Genomic DNA, 16,566 nt, shown 5'->3' with positions numbered 1-16,566 from the left:
CGATGACCGCTCCTCGTGACACCGCCTGGCTGCACCTGCGCGACGTACGCGTGCGCTACGGTGCGGCCGGTCCCGAGCCCCTGTTGCACGTCGGCGAACTGCGTCTGGCAGACGGCGAGTTCCTCGGTCTGACGGGAGAGAGCGGCGCGGGCAAGACGACGCTCGGACTGACGGTGCTGGGGCTGTCCCGGCGCGCGGGCGCCCAGGTGACGGGCAGCCTCCGGCTGGCCGGCGAGGAACTGCTGTCGGCGCCGGAACGGCGGCTGCGGCAGTTGCGCGGCTCGACCATGGCCCTGATCCCGCAGAACCCGGCCGCCGCCTTCAGCCCGGTCCTGCCGGTGGGCGTGACCGTGCTGCGCGCGCTCCGCCTGCACGGCTGCACCCGCGCCGGGGCCCGGCTGCGCGCCGATGCCGGGATGGAACGGGCGGGACTGCCCCCGGAACACCTGGACCGCTACCCGCACCAGCTCTCCGGCGGGCAGCTCCAGCGCGTCACGATCGCCCTGGCCTCGGCCCTCAGGACGCGGCTGCTGATCGCCGACGAACCGACCAGCGCGCTGGACGTGACCGCCCAGGCGCAGATCTGCGCCCTGCTGACGGAGCTGCGTACGGCGCACGGCACCGCCGTGCTGTTCATCAGCCACGACCTCGCGCTGCTGGCCGGCCTCTGCGACCGCATCGCGGTCCTGCACCACGGGCGGGTGATCGAGGACCGGCCGGCCGCGGACCTCGTCACCGCTCCCCGGTCGGAGCACACGAGACGGCTGCTCGCGGCGGCCCCTCGACTGGGCGGACCGCCGGTGCCCGAGTACGGCGACGGGAACGGCACGGGGGCGGACGATGACGCTTGAGGCACGCGAACTGACCGTGATCTACGACGGTACGGCCGTGGTGGACGGGGTGAGCCTCACGCTGCCCGGGGGCCCGTTCGGCCTGGGCCTGATCGGCGAGAGCGGTTCGGGCAAGACGACGGTGGCCCGGTGCCTGCTGGGCCTGGTGGCACCGACGAGCGGCACCGTACGGTTCGGCGGCGCCGACATCAGCGGGCTGCGGCACTCGCGCCCCTACCGGCGTGCCGTACAGATCGTCGTGCAGGACACCGAGGGCGCCCTCGATCCGCGGATGCGCGTGGGCACCGCGATCGCCGAGGTGCTGCGCGCCCACCGGATGGTGCCGCGCGGCGCCGAGGCCGAGCGCGTCACCGAACTGCTCGCCGAGGTGGGGCTGACCGCCGAGCACGCCGCGCGCTTCCCGCACCAGCTCTCCGGCGGCCAGCGCCAGCGGGCGGCCATCGCCCGGGCCCTGGCCGTACGGCCGCGCTTCCTGGTCCTGGACGAACCCACCAGCGCGCTGGACACCACCGTGCAGGCCCGCATCCTCGATCTCCTGCGCCGGCTCCGCGCCGAGCACCGGCTCTCCTGCCTGCTGATCTCCCACGACCTCGCGGTGGTGGAACAGCTCTGCCCGCACGTGCTCGTCCTGCACCGCGGCCGGGTGGTGGAGGAGGGCGACCTCACCGAGGTCCTGCGCGACCCCCGTCACCCCGCCACGCGCACGCTGCGCGACGCCGTACCGCGGCTCACCGACGCGCAGTCGCCGCCTCCGCCGGGGCAGCCGCGTACTCCTCGTCGGTGACGGGCGAGGCGGCGCCGAGTCGTCCGACTCGATGCGGCAGCGTTCAGAGCCTGTGTCATATCCCCGGTCGGATCAGCGTGCGGCGTCTGGTGCGTGCGATCGCAAGGCGCCGGAGCGTTCTCGGTGGGGGTCCCCCCTGGTCCTTAAGACCTTGGGGGAGGAGCTACTAGGGCGTTTCGGCAACGCGGCTGGGGGTCCCCCTGCTCGCAGAGCTAGGGGGAGTGCGTGCCAGGCGTCGCGCGCCCGGCCGGGGATATGACACAGGCTCTCAGTGCGGGAGCACCCAGTCCGGTGTCCAGGTGCCGGCGGCGTCGTGGCCGGCCGTCGTGGCGGCGAGGTGGGCGCGGAGGGTGGCCAGCGCCGGGTGGGGGTTGTCGCGGTGCCAGATGAGCGAGTGCGGGTAGACGGGCGTCGGACCGGTCACCGGGATGCGGCGCAGGCCGTGTCCCGCGGGCCAGACGAGGCGGGTCTGCTCGCTCATGAAGGTGGCCAGGGCCGGGGTGTCGGCGACGGTGTCGATGAGGACGTCGGAGCCGAAGTTGGGTCCGGTCGCCTCGATGGTGAGGCCGAACTCTGCCACGAGGTCGTCGTAGTAGGCGGCCCACTCGGTCCCCGGGGCGATGCCCGGCATCCAGATCCGGTGCCCCACGAGCTGGGCGACGGTCACCGACCGGGCTTCCGCCAGCGCGTGGGCGGGGCCGGTGAGCAGTTGCAGCGGCTCGTCGAGCACCCGGACGGACGCGAAGTCCTCGGGCAGGGGCAGGCCGGGCGCGGCGACGGCGCGGAAGGACGCGTCGATCGTGCCGGAGCGGATGGCGGCGACGGCCGTCTCCATGCCGAACAGCATCACCACATCGAGCTCGATCTCGGGGTACGCGCGGTGGAAGGCTCGCATCAGGCCCGTCGCGGCGCCGCGTGAGGCGATCACGTCGACGCGGAGCGGCCGGCGGCCGGTGCGTACGGAGGCTTCGGCGCGCTCGGCCACCCGCAGCAGTTCGCGCGCGTGGGGCAGGAACGCCTGCCCGTCGATGGTGAGCTCGGCGCCGCGCGGGGTGCGGGTGAACAGCCGCACGCCGAGGTCGCGCTCCAGCGCGGCGATGCGCTTGGAGACGGCCTGCTGGGTGACCGCCAGCTCGGCGGCGGCCTCCTGGAACTGTCCCGCGTCGGCGGCGGCGACGAAGGTCCGGACGGAGTCGAGATCCATGCCGGCACCCTAGGGGTACAACCACTGGTTGTGCATGACGGCCTCGCGGTTGTTTGCCGCCTGCGTCACGGGCTCGCTTTGATGCTTCCGATCGCTGATCGGTTGTGCGGGTGAGTGAGCGAGTGAGTGACGGAGGCATCGGGCTATGGAGAGCGGGCAGGGGTGGGGACGGCTGCTCGGACGGCTGCGGGGGCGCCGGTCCGGGGAGGAGGGGCTGGGGCGGCGGTCCGGGAAGGCAGGGCCGGGGCGGCGGTCCGGGAAGGCAGGGCTGGGGCGGCGGTTCGGGTGGCTCTGGGGGGCGTACGCGACCAGCGCGCTCGGTACCTGGCTCGCCTTCGGCGCGTTCCCGCTGATCGCCATCCAGGTGCTGCACGCCGGACCGGCCGAGGTCGCCGCGCTCTCCTCCGCGGGGGCGGCGGTGGGCGCGGCCGCGGCGGTGCCGCTCGGCCCGTGGGCGGAGTTCCGCCGCAAACGGCCCGTACTGATCACGATGGACCTGGTGCGGTGCGCGGCGCTGCTGACAGTCCCGGCCGCGTACGCGCTCGGCGTGCTCACCTTCCTTCAGCTCCTGCTCGTCTCGGTCGCCGCCTCGGCCTGCGACATCGGCTTCCGGGCCGCCTCCGGCGCGTATCTGAAGACGCTGCTGCCGGCCGAGGACCTGCTCGTCGCCAACGCCCGCTTCGAGTCCACGGCCTGGACGACCACGATCGTCGGACCGCCGCTGGGCGGCGCGGCGATCGCGCTCCTCGGACCGGTGGCCACGGTGGTGGCCGACGCGGTCAGCTATCTGCTCTCGGCCCTGGGCATCCGCGCGATCGGCGGGCACGAGCCGCGGCCCGAGCGCCGGAAGGTACCGCGCATACGGGCCGGGGACCTGCTCGACGGCTGGCGGTACGTCCTCGCCGACGCGGCGCTGCGCCCGCTGTTCATCAACACCGCGCTGTTCAACGGCCTGGTGATGGCCGCACAGCCGCTGCTGGCCGTCCTGATGCTCGGTCAGCTCGGGTTTACGTCGTGGCAGTACGGGCTGGCCTTCGCCGCACCGTCGATCGGCGGGCTGCTCGGCTCGCGGCTGGCCCGGCCGCTCGCCACCCGGTACGGGCAGCACCGCGTCCTGGTCGCGACCGGGGGACTGCGTGCGGTCTGGCCCATCAGCCTGGCCTTCATCGGGCCGGGGACCGGAGGGCTGCTGTGGGTGATCGGGGTCGAGCTCGGGCTGATCTTCTGCTGCGGGGTGTTCAACCCCGTCTGCACCACCTACCGCCTCGAACGCACCCCGACCGAGCGAGTCGCCCGCACGCTGACCGCCTGGTCGGTGACGACGAAGGCCACGACCGCGCTGCTGACCGCCGTCTGGGGTGTCCTGGGCGGCCTGCTCGGCCCACGCACGGCCATCGGCCTGGCCGGGGTACTGCTGCTGGTGACCCCGCTGCTGCTGCCTCGCCGTGCGGCGGCGCCTGTCGCTGATTCGCCGCCGGGGCCGGGGTCGGAGGCGGGGGCGGGACTGAAGGCGGAGTCGGGGGCGGGGTCGGGACCTGGGCCTGGGCCTGGAGCGGGAGCGGAGTCGGCGTCGGCGTCGGCGTCGAGCCGCGCCTGACGAGTGTCACGGCGGGGCGGGCCGATCAAGGGGCCGGGGGGCGGTCCGTCGGCCGGCGGCGGCCCCTCGACCAAAGGATGGCCCGTCGACCGGGGCCGACCGCTCGGCCAAGGGCGGCCCGTCGGCCGGGAACGGCCGCTCGACCGGAGCGCCCCGTCGACCGGAGCGCCCGCCCCACTCACGGCGGCGTCCCCCACCTGGGCGGACGACAACCCAACCACTCGTGTACAGCCGGCAACGCCTCCGCGAGGGCGCCGAAACCCTCGACACGCCTCGGGTAACTAGCGGTAACTTCCGCCCTGTTCGCATCGCAACCGCTTTCCTTCCCCGGGAGACACGCATGCGCAGACTCTTGGCCTGTCTGGCGGCGACAGCCGCTTTCGTCGGCGGGCTCACCCTGACCGCACCCTCCGCCGAGGCTGCGGAGACCGCCACTGCCGCCGAGGCCGCCGCGGCCGCCGACTCGGGTACGTTCACCGTGCTCAGCTACAACGTCGCCGGCCTGCCCGACGGCATCTCCAGCGCGCCGACACCACGCCAGCCCAGCACCACGACCATCGGCCGGCGGATAGCGCCGTACGACGTGGTCCATGTGCAGGAGGACTTCAACTACCACGCCTACCTGTACGCCGCGGACACCGCACACGCGTACCGCACCCCCACCAGCGGCGGCGCCGGTATCGGCAGCGGGCTCAACACGCTGTCGAAACTCCCGTACGACGAGGACGACTTCGAGCGGGTGGGCTGGAACACCTGCACCTACGGCTCGGGCGACTGCCTGACGCCCAAGGGCTTCACCTTCATGCGTGAGCGCCTCGCCGAGGGCGTCTACGTGGACTTCTACAACGTGCACACCAACGCCGGTACCAACGACGACGACCTCGCCGCCCGCGCCGACAACCTGAGCCAGCTCACCGACTTCATCGCGACGCACTCCGCCGGGAACGCGGTGGTGGTCATGGGCGACACGAACACCCGCTACACCCGCACCGGCGACACCATCGCCGAGTTCGCCGCCGCCAACGGGCTGACCGACGCCTGGGTCCAGTTGATCCGCGGCGGCAGCGCGCCCGCCAAGGGCAGCGACGCGCTCGTCTGCGACCAGTCGGGGGCCACCGTCCCCAACACCTGCGAGGTCGTCGACAAGATCCTCTACCGGGGCAGCAGGCTCGTCTCGCTCAACGCCACGTCGTACAACAACGAGCACGCCGGGTTCCTCACGGACGACACCCTGATGCTCTCCGACCACGACCCGATCAAGGTCGGCCTGAGCTGGTCGCGCAACGCGTCGTACCAGCTCAGCGACCAGTTCGGCGGCCCGCACGGCGACTACTACAACGACATCGACAGGGTGCCCGCGGACGCCCGGGCCACCGTCATCGCCCTGCGCGCCGGCTCCCGGGTCGACCAACTGAGCACGACCCTGACCAACGGCACGAGCCTCACCCACGGCGGGACCGGCGGCACCGCGTCCTCGCTGACGCTGGGCAGCGGCGAGTACGTCACGTCGGCGTACCTGTGCCAGGGCCAGCAGGACAGCCACACGCGCATCTTCTACGCCAAGTTCACGACCAGCCTGGGCCGCACGCTGGCCGGCGGCACGACAACCTCCGACTGCGTGACCCGCACCGCCCCGTCCGGCTGGCAGATCACCGGCTTCCACGGCCGCGCAGGCGACGAGATCGACAAGCTCGGCTTCATCTACACCCGGCGTTAGACGAGGCGGCACCGGTCTTCGACCCCGACCCGGCGCGTTCACAGGGTCGGGTCCGGGCATGTGGCAGAAGTGCTCTCATGGGTACCCACCCTTGCGAAAGCACTCGACGTCATCGGCTCTGGAGGTGCTGACGATGCGGAACAGCCTGCTGAGGGCCGTCGGAGCGGCGACGTGCGCCTACGGGCTCGCCACCGCCTGCCGGCCCGGCCTGCTGGCCCGGCCCACGGGCCTGGTGGACCCGCACGGCGGTGTCGGTCCGCACACCGCCATGGTGGTGCGCCCGCTGGCCTGGCGGGACGCCGCCTCCGGACTGGCGATGCTCGTCGCTCCGGCGGGCCCCGCGCTGGTCACGGCCACTGCGGTACGTATCGCCTCGGACGTGGGCGACGCCGTCTTCTTCGGCACCGTCCTGCCCGGCCGGGTCCGCCGGATCGGGTCGGCCGTCACCGCGCTGAGCTGGGCCGCGGTGGCGACCGCGGGCCTGATCGGCAGCGATCGCCGGGTCACGTCGCACCTGCCTACGATTTAGATTCCTACGATTTAGATTCCTACGATTTACGTGCCTACGATTTACGTGCCTACGATCTAGGCTGGGCGCACGGGGCCCACTGACCGGGCGCACGGGGGCCGCTGATGCCGCCCCACCCGGCCCCCAGGGCGTGCCTCACGTGTTCGAGGCCGAGGTCCCTCGTTCCGCCAGGGCCTCCATGACCTCGTCGTCGCTCACCTGGTCGAAGTCGGCGTACCAGTAACCGACCGCCCGGAAGTCGGGCGGCTGCCGGAGACAGACCACGTCGTCGGCCTCCGAGCGCAACGCCGCGGCGGTCTCGTGAGCGCCGACGGGGGCGGCGAGGATCAGCCGGGCGGGTCCCTGACGGCGCAGGTGGCGGAGGGCGGTGCGGGCCGTGACTCCGGTGGCCAGACCGTCGTCGACGAGGACGACGGTACGGCCCCGCACGTCGGGCACGGGCTGCTCGCCCCGGTAGCGCAGGGCGCGGCGCTTCAGTTCCCGGCGCTCACGGGCCACGTCCTCTCCGAGACCGTCCTCGCTCAGGCCGAACGTCTCCAGCGCCCGCCGGTCGAACAGCGGCGGCTCGTCGTCCACGATCGCGCCGATGCCCGTCTCCGGCCGACCAGGCAGCCCGATCTTCCGTACGACCAGCACGTCCAGCGGGGCACCCAGGGCGGCCGCGACCTCGGCGGCCACCGGCACGCCGCCGCGGGGCAGCGCGAGGACGATCGGATGGGGCAGTTCGCCGTCGGACTCCCATTCCATCAGCCGCAGACCGAGCGCCTGCCCGGCTTCCCGGCGATCACGGAAGCGCATGACCTTATGCCTGCCCATGACCTGATGCCTGCCTCTCTTACGTGGTGCCTGCCTCTCTTACGTGACGCCTGCCTTTCTTGCGTGGTGCCTGCCTCTCTTGCGTGGCGCGGGCCGAGGTCGGCCGGCAGCGAGGGCGATGGCAGCCCTGTACCCGGCCCCGTCACCGCCCCGCCCGCTGCGTGGCCTCTGCCGCCGTAGGGCCTGGTGATCCGGCCGTGGTCGCCGTGCCGGTGCCCGCCGCCTCGCCGAGTCCGGGCGCGACCGACCCCTCGTCCGAGAAACCGAGAACCACCTTGGCCCAGCCCGCCTCGCGCCGGTCGAAGCGGCGGTACGCCTCGACGGCGTTCTCCGCGCTGCCCCAGCGGGTGACCAGCGGGGTGGGGTCCAGAGTTCCCGAGGCGACCAGTGAGACCAGGTGGGGCACGTAGCGGCGGTGGTTGCAGTTGCCCGTCCGCAGGGTCAGGTTCTTCATGAACGCCTCACCGAACGGATAGTGCTGCACCTGCGGCGGATACACGCCCACCGTTCCGACCGTGCCGGCCTTCGCCACCATCCGCACCGCCCAGCGCGCCGCCAGCGAGGGCGCGTCGCCGGGCACCCACGTCTCGCCGTCCGGGTTCTGTTCGGGTGCCGCCTCGGAAACCTCGTGACGGAACTCGTCGGCCTGCTCGCCCAGGGCTTCGGCGGCCGGACCGCTCGACGGCTGCCGGGCGTCCACGCCCACCGCGTCGATCACCCGGTCCACTCCGATGCCGCCGGTCAGCTCGCGGACCGCCTCGACCGGGTCCTCGGCGTTGAAGTCGACGGTCTCCGCGTGCTGGCTGCGGGCCACGTCCAGCCGGTCGCCGACGCCGTCGACGACGATGATCCGGCCCGCTCCCTGCAAGCGTGCGCAGGCGACGGCGGCCTGTCCGACGGCCCCCGCGCCCACGACCGCCACGGTGTCGCCGTCCCCGATGCCCGCGAGCTTCGCCCCGAACCATGCGGTGGGATAGATGTCCGACAGCAGGATCGCCTGGGTGTCGTCCACGGTGTCCGGCACGGGCACGAGCCCGACGTGGGCGAACGGCACGCGCGCGTATTCGGCCTGGAGCCCGTCCAGACCGCCCGCGGCCTGCGGCCCGCCGAAGAACACGGTGCCCGCCGACGGACCTCCGGGATTGGCGTTGTCGCACTGCGCGTAGTAGCCCGCCCGGCAGTAGCTGCACGTGCCGCAGGCGACGGTGGAGGGGACGACCACGCGGTCACCGGCGCGGAGGTTGCGTACTGCGGGCCCGACCTCCTCCACCACCGCCACCGCCTCGTGACCGAGGACACGGCCCTCCCGCATACCGGGCATGGTGCCGCGGACGAAGTGGAGGTCGGTGCCGCAGATGGCGGATGTGGTGATCCGTACGATCGCGTCGTACGGATCCTTGATCGTTGGTTCGGGCACGTCCTCGAGACCGATGTTCCCGAGCCCGCGCCAGACGACGGCCTTCATGCGGATGCTCCCTCCATGAGGCCCCCCAAAAGGTCCCCCGGGCCCTTGAGGGGTTTCCTGCCGGCCGAAGCCGAAACGGCGGGCTCGACGGGCTCGACGGGCTCGACGGGCACAGCATGTGCCGGCTGGGACGGGGCCCACCCTGGAGGAAAGCCGCCGCGGACTCTGGGATAGCGTCCCTAACTCATTCGTGGCTGGGGAGAGGGACGTTGTCGTGCGGTTTCAGGTGCGTGGGCGGAGTGCCCGCCGGTGGGTCATCTTCGCGGTCATCACGTTCGGATCACTGTTCATGGTGATCGGACTGATCCTCGCGGGGGTCTCGGTCTCGTACCTGACGGACGCGAAGCGCGCCGACGGCACGGTGGTGGCCCTGGACTGGCGCACCGACCACAGCTCCTCGTCCCGCCGGACGCGGGCTCACGACGAGCCCGCGGCGTACCCGGTGGTCGAGTTCACCCCGGCCGGCGGCACGTCGCTCCAGTTCCGGGACTCCACCGGCAGCAATCCCCCGTCCTACGAGGTGGGCGAGCAGGTCGAGGTGCTGTACCGCGCGGACTCCCCCGAGGACGCCAAGATCAACGGCTTCGCCTCACTGTGGCTGGCGCCGATCATCTTCGGCGGGATCGGACTGCTGGTCGCGGGCATCGGGACCACCGTCGCACTGGTGACCCGCAGGCGGCGCTCGTAGACGGTCCGCGGCCGACCGCGGGCGTACGAGTCCGGCCCCCATCCCCGGCTCGGGCTCCGGCTCGGGCTCCGGCTCGGGCTCCGGCTCGGGCTCCGGCTCCGGCTCCGGCTCCGGCTCCGGCTCCGGCTCCGGCCCACCCTGTTCACCGGTGCGGCCAACCGGTCGTGTGCGGTCGCGCCCGGTCACCCGCTGCCGTAGGACGGGTGCCATGGAGTCTGTTTTCGATCACGTGGTCGTGGACCACGTGGAGTGGTGCACCACCGATCTGGCCGCCGCACGGGAGTGGCTGGAGACGGGGTACGGGTTCCGGCCGTGGGACGAGGAGTCCGGCGACGACGCGGACGCCCGGCGGCTCGGGCTGTGCAGCGGCCCGGACCTCGACACGGTCGGCCGACGCGGCGGCATCAGGGTCGTACTCACGCAGGCGACGGCGGAGCGGCACCCCGCGGCACACTTCACCGGCCGGCACGGTGACGGCGTACGGTCCGTCGCCTTCGGTGTCCGCGACGCGGCCGGGGCCTTCGCGGCGGCGGTCGGACGGGGCGCCCGGCCGGTGGCCGAGCCGGACACCACGGGCGGTGTCACGAGGGCGTCGATCGAGGCGTTCGGCGATGTCGTGCACACCTTCGTCGAGCGCCCCGCGGGCGTGGCGCACGCCGCGGACGACGGCAGGCTCGCGAAGGAGCCGCACACCGCTCCCTCGCCCCCGCTCACCTCGGTCGATCACATCGCGGTGTGCCTGGGTCCCGGTGGGCTCTCCCCCGTCGTCGACTTCTACCAGAAGGTGCTCGACTTCCAGCTCGTCTTCGGCGAGCGCATCGTGGTCGCCGAGCAGGCCATGAACTCGCAGGTGGTGCGCAGCGCCTGCGGCGGCGTCACCTTCACCCTCATCGAGCCCGACACCGCACGGCAGCCCGGCCAGATCGACGCCTTCCTGGCGGACAACCGCGGCCCCGGCGTCCAGCACCTCGCCCTCACCACGGCCGACATCGTCGGCACCGTGCGCGACCTGCGCGCGAACGGGGTCGCGTTCCTCTCCACGCCGAGCACCTACTACGACGACCTGGCGCGGCACCTCGGTCCCTGGCACCACGCCGTGGGCGAACTGGAGGAACTGGACGTCCTCGCCGACGAGGACAGCGACGGCCAGCTGTTCCAGATCTTCACCCGGTCCCGCCATCCGCGCGGCACCTTCTTCCTCGAGATCATCGAGCGGCAGGGCGCCAAGACGTTCGGCAGCGGCAACATCAAGGCGCTGTACCAGGCCGTGGAAGAGGAACGCGCGCGGGCACGGCGGACGGCATCCGGCGCGCCCGAGTGAGGACCGAAGGCCCGGCCGCCCCCGGCCCGGCCCGCCCACAGCCGCACTTCCGGTTCCGGTCCCAGCCCACGTCGAGGCCGCATCCACCGTCCCTGTCGGACATCCAGGCCCAGGCCGAGGCCCGGCTGCCCGCCGACGTCCGTGACTACGTCGCGGGCGGCAGCGGCGACGAACTCACCCTGACCGCCAACCGGGCCGCCCTCGACCGCATCGCCGTCTACCCGAGGGTGCTGAGCGGTACGGACGCGGCGGACCCGAGCGGGACGTTCCTGGGCAGGGCGGCCACGATGCCGGTGGCGGTCGCGCCGATGGCGTACCAGGGGCTCGTCCACCCGGGCGGAGAGCCGGCGCTCGCGGCGGCGGCACGCTCGGCGGGTGTCCCCTACATCGTCTCCACCCTGAGCAGCCACACGGTGGAGGAGATCGCCGACGCAGGCGCGGACACCTGGTTCCAGCTCTACTGGCTGCGGGACCGCGACGCCGTACTCGACCTGGTGCGCCGGGCGGAGCGGGCGGGCTGCCGGGCGCTCGTGGTCACGGTCGACCTCCCTGTCATGGCCCGGCGTCCGCGCGACCTCCGGCACGGTTTCGCGCCGCCCGCCCCGGACGCCGGAGTCCATGCCGGCACCCGCACGCCCTCGCGGCAGGCGCAACCGCGCGCCCACGAATCGCCGTTGGCCGCCCACACCCGCACCTTCTTCGACGGGACCATCACCTGGCGGGACATCGCCTGGCTGCGGGACCGCACGGAACTGCCCATGGTGCTCAAGGGGATTCTCGATCCGGACGACGCCCGGCGGGCCGTGGCGGTCGGCGCGGATGCGGTCGTCGTGTCCAACCACGGCGGCCGACAACTCGACGGCGCCCCCGCCTCGATCGACGCGCTGCCCGCGGTCGCCGCAGCCGTCGCCGACGAAGCCGGCGGCTGCGAAGTATGGCTGGACAGCGGCATCCGCTCCGGCACCGACGTACTGCGGGCCCTCGCCCTGGGTGCGTCGGGCGTCCTGGTGGGCCGCCCGCTGCTGTGGGGACTCGCCGCCGACGGCGAGGCGGGCGCCCGCCTCGTCCTGGACCTGCTGCGCCGCGAGATCGGCGAGGCACTGACCCTGGCGGGCTGCGCCGACGTACCGGCGGCCCGGCGACTGCGCACCGGCACCCAAGCGAGCACACCACGATGAGCGAGCATCCTGCGATGAACGACTACGACTACGACGCGAAAGATCCGCGCAGCACACCGGCGGACCCGGCCGCCATCGCGCGCACGCACCCCACCGCACGCACGCCTTCCGCCACACGCACGCCCTCCGCCACACGCACGACCCACGCCCCCTTCACGCTGTCCACCGACACCCTGCACCCCTCCCTCAGCGACACCGCGCTCACGTCGATGAACCTGCTCAACGAGGTGGCCAACCGCTTCCCGGACGCCATCTCCTTCGCCCCGGGGCGGCCCTGCGAGGAGTTCTTCAGCAGCGAGGACATCCACCGCCATCTGCGCACCTTCTGCCGTTACCTCACCGAGGAGAAGGGACTGACCCGGACCGGGACCGACCGCGTCCTGTGCCAGTACGGTCCGACCAACGGGGTCGTCCAGGAGCTGATCGCCCGCAACCTCGCCGTGGACGAGGACATGGCCGTGGACCCGGCAGCCATCGTGGTGACCGTCGGCTTCCAGGAGGCGATCTTCCTCGTACTGCGGGCCCTGCGCGCCGACGCACGTGACGTGCTGCTCGCGGTCGAGCCCGCGTACGTGGGACTCACCGGCGCCGCCCGGCTGGTCGACATGCCCGTGCGGCCGGTCGCGAGCGGCAGTGCCGGGATCGACCGTGCGGACCTGCTGGTCCAGCTCCGTGCGGCCGAGGCGGACGGCTTGCGCCCCAGGGCCTGTTATTTGGTGCCCGACTTCGCCAACCCCTCCGGCGCCACCGTCACCCTCGACGACCGACGCCGCCTCCTCGACCTCGCCGGGGAACACGGCCTCCTGCTCCTCGAGGACAACCCCTACGGGCTCTTCCACGGACGGCAGCGCCGTCTCCCCACGCTCAAGTCACTGGACCGGCACGGGAACGTGCTCTACCTCGGTTCCTTCGCCAAGACGGTCTTCCCGGGCGCACGCGTGGGCTACGCGGTGGCCGACCAGCCCGTCCGCGACGAGGCCACCGGCCGGACCCAGCCGTTCGCCGCGCAACTGTCGAAGATCAAGAGCATGCTGACGGTCAACACCTCGCCGATCGCCCAGGCGGTCGTCGGCGGCAAGCTCATCGAGCACGACTTCTCCCTGGCGGAGGCCGGCACCGCCGCACGTCAGCGGTACGACCGCAACCTGCGACAGGTCCTGGACGGCCTCGCCCGCCGCTTCCCGCCCGCTTCCGGCGTCGAGTGGAACCATCCCGCCGGCGGCTTCTTCGTCGTCCTGACCGTGCCGTTCACCGTGGACGACGACCTGCTGGAGCACTCCGCCCGCCGGCACCACGTCCTGTGGACGCCCATGAGCCACTTCTACGGCGGCTCGGGCGGCGACCGACAACTACGGCTGTCCATCAGCCTGGTGACGGAAACTCAGATCGAGGAGGGGCTCGACCGGCTCGCCGCCCTGATCGCGGAACGCACGCACCGCTGATCCTCGGGGCCGGGCCGGGCCGGGACCGGGGCCGGGACCAGGGCCGGGCCGGGACCAGGGCCGGGCCGGGACCAGGGCCGGTCCCGGGGCCGTATCAGAAACGCACCGGCAGGCCGCGCAGCCCGCGCGACCGCATCGAAGGCCGCCAGCTCAGTTCCTCCGGCGCGACGTCGAGGGCGAGCCGGGGGAAGCGGTCGAGCAGCGCGGCCAGGGCGATCTCGGTCTCCATACGCGCCAGCGGTGCGCCGAGGCAGTAGTGGATGCCGTGGCCGAGCGCCAGATGGCCGGTCGCGTCACGGGTGATGTCGAGGCGGTCGGGCTCGGGGAAACGGGCCGGATCCCGGTGCGCGCCGGCCAGCGACAGCAGCACGGTCTCCCCGGCCGGGACGGTGACGCCGCCGATGACGACGTCCTCCGTGGGGAAACGGCGGATGGCCAGCGGCGCGGGGCCGTCGTAGCGCGCCAGTTCCTCCACCGCCCCGCCCAGCAGGGCCGGTTCGGCGCGCAGCGCGGCGAGCTGTTCGGGATGGCTCAGCAGGGACAGGGTGGCGTTGCCGATGAGATGGACGGTGTTCTCGTATCCGGCGATGAGGATGAGGAAGGCCAGGGACATGAGCTCGTCCTCGCTCAGCCGGTCCTCGTCGTCGCGTACGGCGATCAGGGCCGAGAGCAGGTCGTCGGCGGGAGCGGCCCGCTTGTCCGCGATGAGCCCGGTGAAGAAGCCGAGCATGGTCCGGACGGCTTCCTTCGCCTTGCCCGGCTGCGTCGGGTCCGGTGCGATCAGGGCATCGGTCCAGGAACGGAAGTCGCGCCGGTCCTGCGGGGGCACGCCCAGCAGGTCGCAGATGACGGTGATCGGCAGCGGTCCGGCGTACGCGGCGATGAGGTCGGCGTGTCCGTGCGGTTCGACGGCGTCGAGCAGGGCGTCGGCCGTCCTGCGGACGGGTTCGCGCAGCCCCGCGACGCGGCGCGGGGTGAAGGCCCGGGCGACCATGCGCCGGATGCGGGTGTGGTCGGGCGGATCCATGTTGAGCAGGTTGGCGTCGAGTGCGGGCGGCAGCGCCAGTCCCTGGTAGCCGCCGGGTGCCGCGTGGCGTTTGTCGAGCGAGAGCCGGGGGTCGGCGAACGCCGCGCGCACGTCCTCGTAACGGGTGACCAGCCAGGCCGGGAGCCCGTCCGTCCCCTTGATGCGGTGGACCGGCCCGGCCTCCCGCAACCGCGCGTACACGCCGTACGGATCGGCCTTCAGCTCCTCCGGGTCAACGAGGCTGTGTCGAGCGGCGGTTGAGGGGGACGGGGCGGGCGCAGGGGGCACGTTGGGCATGAGCTCCAACCTAGTGGCCCGCGCCGGGGAGCCGTCGGCAGGGGTGAACGGTCACGCCGAGCCGCGAGGGCTCACGGAGCCGACGGAGCGCTGAATACGGGACGGCGGGGTGCTTCACCGTGAAGCACCCCGCCGTCCCGCATCCGGTTCACTCAGCCCCCGCGGCCATGCGTCCCCGCTCACGCAGGCATGAGCTGCGGCCCCGGCTGCTGTGCGGGCGCGGCCAGCGGGTCCCACGCCTTGGTGGTCCGTACGTATCCGTAGATCATCGAGGCGAGCGCCAGCACGAGGAGCGGTCCGAAAACGAACGGGAGCCGGGCCATCTCCAGCGGCAGCCAGCGGTACGCGACCAGGAGCGCGGCGAAGAGGACCGCGCCGTAGGCGACGAGCCGGGCGCCCGCCCAGTCCCAGCCGCGGTCGAACGAGCGCATCGCCGCCTCGATGGTGAGCGCGAACACCACACCCGCGATCAGGTCAGCGCCGTAGTGGTAGCCGAAGCCCAGCGTCGCAATGAGCGTGCCGGTCAGCCAGAACGCGCCCGCGAAGCGCAGCCACCGCGACGCCTTGCGGGAGTGGATGAACAGCGTGGTGGCCCAGGCCGTGTGCAGGCTGGGCATGCAGTTGCGCGGGGTGATCTCGTCGAACGGCACCGGGTGCGGGGGACGGATCGGCGGCGGGGTGTTCGGCCACAGGTGCGCCGCCGCCCACTGCCCGCCGTCGGCGCCGTAGGCGAAGACCGGTCCGACCACCGGGAAGAGCATGTAGACGGCCGGTCCGAGCAGGCCGATGACCAGGAAGGTGCGCACCAGGTGGTGGCCGGGGAAGCGGCGCTCGACCGCGACGTTGCGGAGCTGGTACAGCCCGAAGAGGGCGGCGGCCAGCGGGAGCTGGCCGTAGACGGCGTGCAGGAGGTGGGGGCCGACGGGATCGGTGGCCGCGACGACTTGGCCCACCAGCCACGAGGGGTCGCCGAGCGCATGATCGGCGGTCGCCACGTACGGGTCGAGCACCGTGGGGCGGGTCTTCGAGGTGATCAGCAGCCAGGTGTCACCCGTCTTGTGACCGGCCACGAGCAGCAGTCCCAGTCCGGCGCCCTTGAGCAGCAGGGCCCGTTCCTGGCCGGTGCGGCGTGTGACGGCGATGACCGCGCAGCCCAGAATCACCCACAGCGCGCCGTTCCCGAAGTTCATCCGGGCGTCGGCCGCCCACCGCACCAGCAGGAAGACGAGGTCGATGCCGACCGCGACGGCGGCCGCCACCGCCCGCTGCCGCCAGGTGAGCACCACCATCATCAGCGCCAGACCGGCGTACAGCAGCGGCCCGGAGTGCGGGGCGAACACCAGCTCGCGCCCCAGGTTGCTGATCGGTCCCGGTACGCCGTAGCTGCGCGCGGCGACTTCCAGCGCGATGAGGAAACCGAGGGTCGCCACACCGGCCGCGGCCCACAGCAGCACCTGGGGCCGGCCCCGTACCGCGGACGTGAGTCCGCTGCCTATTCGTGAGATCACTTGCGAGTTTCGAGATATCAACTATTTGACCGATTTGTTAGGTTGTGGTGAAGAACCTCACCCTTCGCGCTAGGTGGCATGACTTTCTGGTGAAGGCTTGACGACCTGTGCGATCACTGTGAGTCCGATCATGTTATCGGAG

General features: G+C 72.6%; 14 protein-coding genes. 9 read left to right on the top strand and 5 right to left on the bottom strand.

Annotated elements, in window-relative coordinates; translation table 11 throughout:
- The first annotated feature begins 2 nt into the window (after positions 1 to 2).
- A complete protein-coding gene (locus tag ACFV6E_RS24840; protein WP_385464668.1) occupies positions 3 to 851 on the top strand; it encodes an ABC transporter ATP-binding protein in 849 nt (282 codons plus the stop codon).
- On the top strand, positions 841 to 1,635 hold the full coding sequence (locus ACFV6E_RS24835; RefSeq protein WP_385464665.1) for an ABC transporter ATP-binding protein: 795 nt from the start codon (positions 841 to 843) through the stop codon (positions 1,633 to 1,635). The genes ACFV6E_RS24840 and ACFV6E_RS24835 overlap by 11 nt, the downstream gene beginning before the upstream one ends.
- Positions 1,636 to 1,903: 268 nt before the next feature.
- Here the strand turns inward: ACFV6E_RS24835 and ACFV6E_RS24830 are convergent, their stop codons facing one another.
- A complete protein-coding gene (locus ACFV6E_RS24830; protein WP_385464662.1) occupies positions 1,904 to 2,839 on the bottom strand; it encodes a LysR family transcriptional regulator in 936 nt (311 codons plus the stop codon).
- Positions 2,840 to 2,984: 145 nt separating this feature from the next.
- Here ACFV6E_RS24830 and ACFV6E_RS24825 point away from each other — a divergent pair, with 145 nt between their 5' ends.
- The 3 genes from ACFV6E_RS24825 (at position 2,985) to ACFV6E_RS24815 (ending at position 6,682) form a co-directional block, all read left to right on the top strand.
- Complete coding sequence (locus ACFV6E_RS24825; protein WP_385464659.1) at positions 2,985 to 4,436, top strand: MFS transporter; 1,452 nt, start codon at positions 2,985 to 2,987, stop codon at positions 4,434 to 4,436.
- A gap of 340 nt (positions 4,437 to 4,776) precedes the next feature.
- On the top strand, positions 4,777 to 6,153 hold the full coding sequence (locus ACFV6E_RS24820; protein WP_385167643.1) for a jacalin-like lectin: 1,377 nt from the start codon (positions 4,777 to 4,779) through the stop codon (positions 6,151 to 6,153).
- A 133-nt stretch (positions 6,154 to 6,286) separates the two neighbouring features.
- Complete coding sequence (locus tag ACFV6E_RS24815; RefSeq protein WP_385167645.1) at positions 6,287 to 6,682, top strand: hypothetical protein; 396 nt, start codon at positions 6,287 to 6,289, stop codon at positions 6,680 to 6,682.
- A 135-nt stretch (positions 6,683 to 6,817) separates the two neighbouring features.
- On the opposite strand, the gene ACFV6E_RS24810 is transcribed toward ACFV6E_RS24815, so the two are convergent.
- Both ACFV6E_RS24810 and ACFV6E_RS24805 read right to left on the bottom strand, forming a co-directional pair.
- Positions 6,818 to 7,480, bottom strand: a complete 663-nt coding sequence (locus ACFV6E_RS24810; RefSeq protein ID WP_385167646.1) for a phosphoribosyltransferase — start codon at positions 7,478 to 7,480, stop codon at positions 6,818 to 6,820.
- Between the two features lie 160 nt (positions 7,481 to 7,640).
- The gene (locus ACFV6E_RS24805) at positions 7,641 to 8,963 is read right to left on the bottom strand and encodes an alcohol dehydrogenase catalytic domain-containing protein (protein ID WP_385167648.1); all 1,323 of its coding nucleotides are present in this window, start codon (positions 8,961 to 8,963) and stop codon (positions 7,641 to 7,643) included.
- Positions 8,964 to 9,153: 190 nt separating this feature from the next.
- Here ACFV6E_RS24805 and ACFV6E_RS24800 point away from each other — a divergent pair, with 190 nt between their 5' ends.
- The 4 genes from ACFV6E_RS24800 to ACFV6E_RS24785 all read left to right on the top strand — a co-directional run bounded on the left by ACFV6E_RS24800 (position 9,154) and on the right by ACFV6E_RS24785 (position 13,592).
- Entirely contained in the window at positions 9,154 to 9,651 is a 498-nt protein-coding gene (locus tag ACFV6E_RS24800) for a DUF3592 domain-containing protein (RefSeq protein WP_385464656.1), read from the top strand.
- 208 nt (positions 9,652 to 9,859) lie between these two features.
- The gene (gene hppD, locus ACFV6E_RS24795) at positions 9,860 to 10,972 is read left to right on the top strand and encodes a 4-hydroxyphenylpyruvate dioxygenase (RefSeq protein WP_385167652.1); all 1,113 of its coding nucleotides are present in this window, start codon (positions 9,860 to 9,862) and stop codon (positions 10,970 to 10,972) included.
- Positions 10,969 to 12,150, top strand: a complete 1,182-nt coding sequence (locus ACFV6E_RS24790; RefSeq protein ID WP_385167654.1) for an alpha-hydroxy acid oxidase — start codon at positions 10,969 to 10,971, stop codon at positions 12,148 to 12,150. The genes hppD and ACFV6E_RS24790 overlap by 4 nt, the downstream gene beginning before the upstream one ends.
- A gap of 209 nt (positions 12,151 to 12,359) precedes the next feature.
- Entirely contained in the window at positions 12,360 to 13,592 is a 1,233-nt protein-coding gene (locus ACFV6E_RS24785) for a PLP-dependent aminotransferase family protein (protein ID WP_385167682.1), read from the top strand.
- 94 nt (positions 13,593 to 13,686) lie between these two features.
- Here the strand turns inward: ACFV6E_RS24785 and ACFV6E_RS24780 are convergent, their stop codons facing one another.
- Together ACFV6E_RS24780 and ACFV6E_RS24775 are read right to left on the bottom strand one after the other, a co-directional pair.
- Complete coding sequence (locus ACFV6E_RS24780) at positions 13,687 to 14,916, bottom strand: cytochrome P450 (RefSeq protein ID WP_385464653.1); 1,230 nt, start codon at positions 14,914 to 14,916, stop codon at positions 13,687 to 13,689.
- 179 nt (positions 14,917 to 15,095) lie between these two features.
- A complete protein-coding gene (locus ACFV6E_RS24775; protein WP_385167684.1) occupies positions 15,096 to 16,367 on the bottom strand; it encodes a phosphatase PAP2 family protein in 1,272 nt (423 codons plus the stop codon).
- Between the last annotated feature and the right edge of the window lie 199 nt (positions 16,368 to 16,566).

Source organism: Streptomyces sp. NPDC059785 (genome assembly GCF_042732375.1).
Classification (GTDB): domain Bacteria; phylum Actinomycetota; class Actinomycetes; order Streptomycetales; family Streptomycetaceae; genus Streptomyces.
Note: the sequence above shows the minus strand (reverse complement) of the source record. Positions and strands in the feature narration are given on the sequence as shown.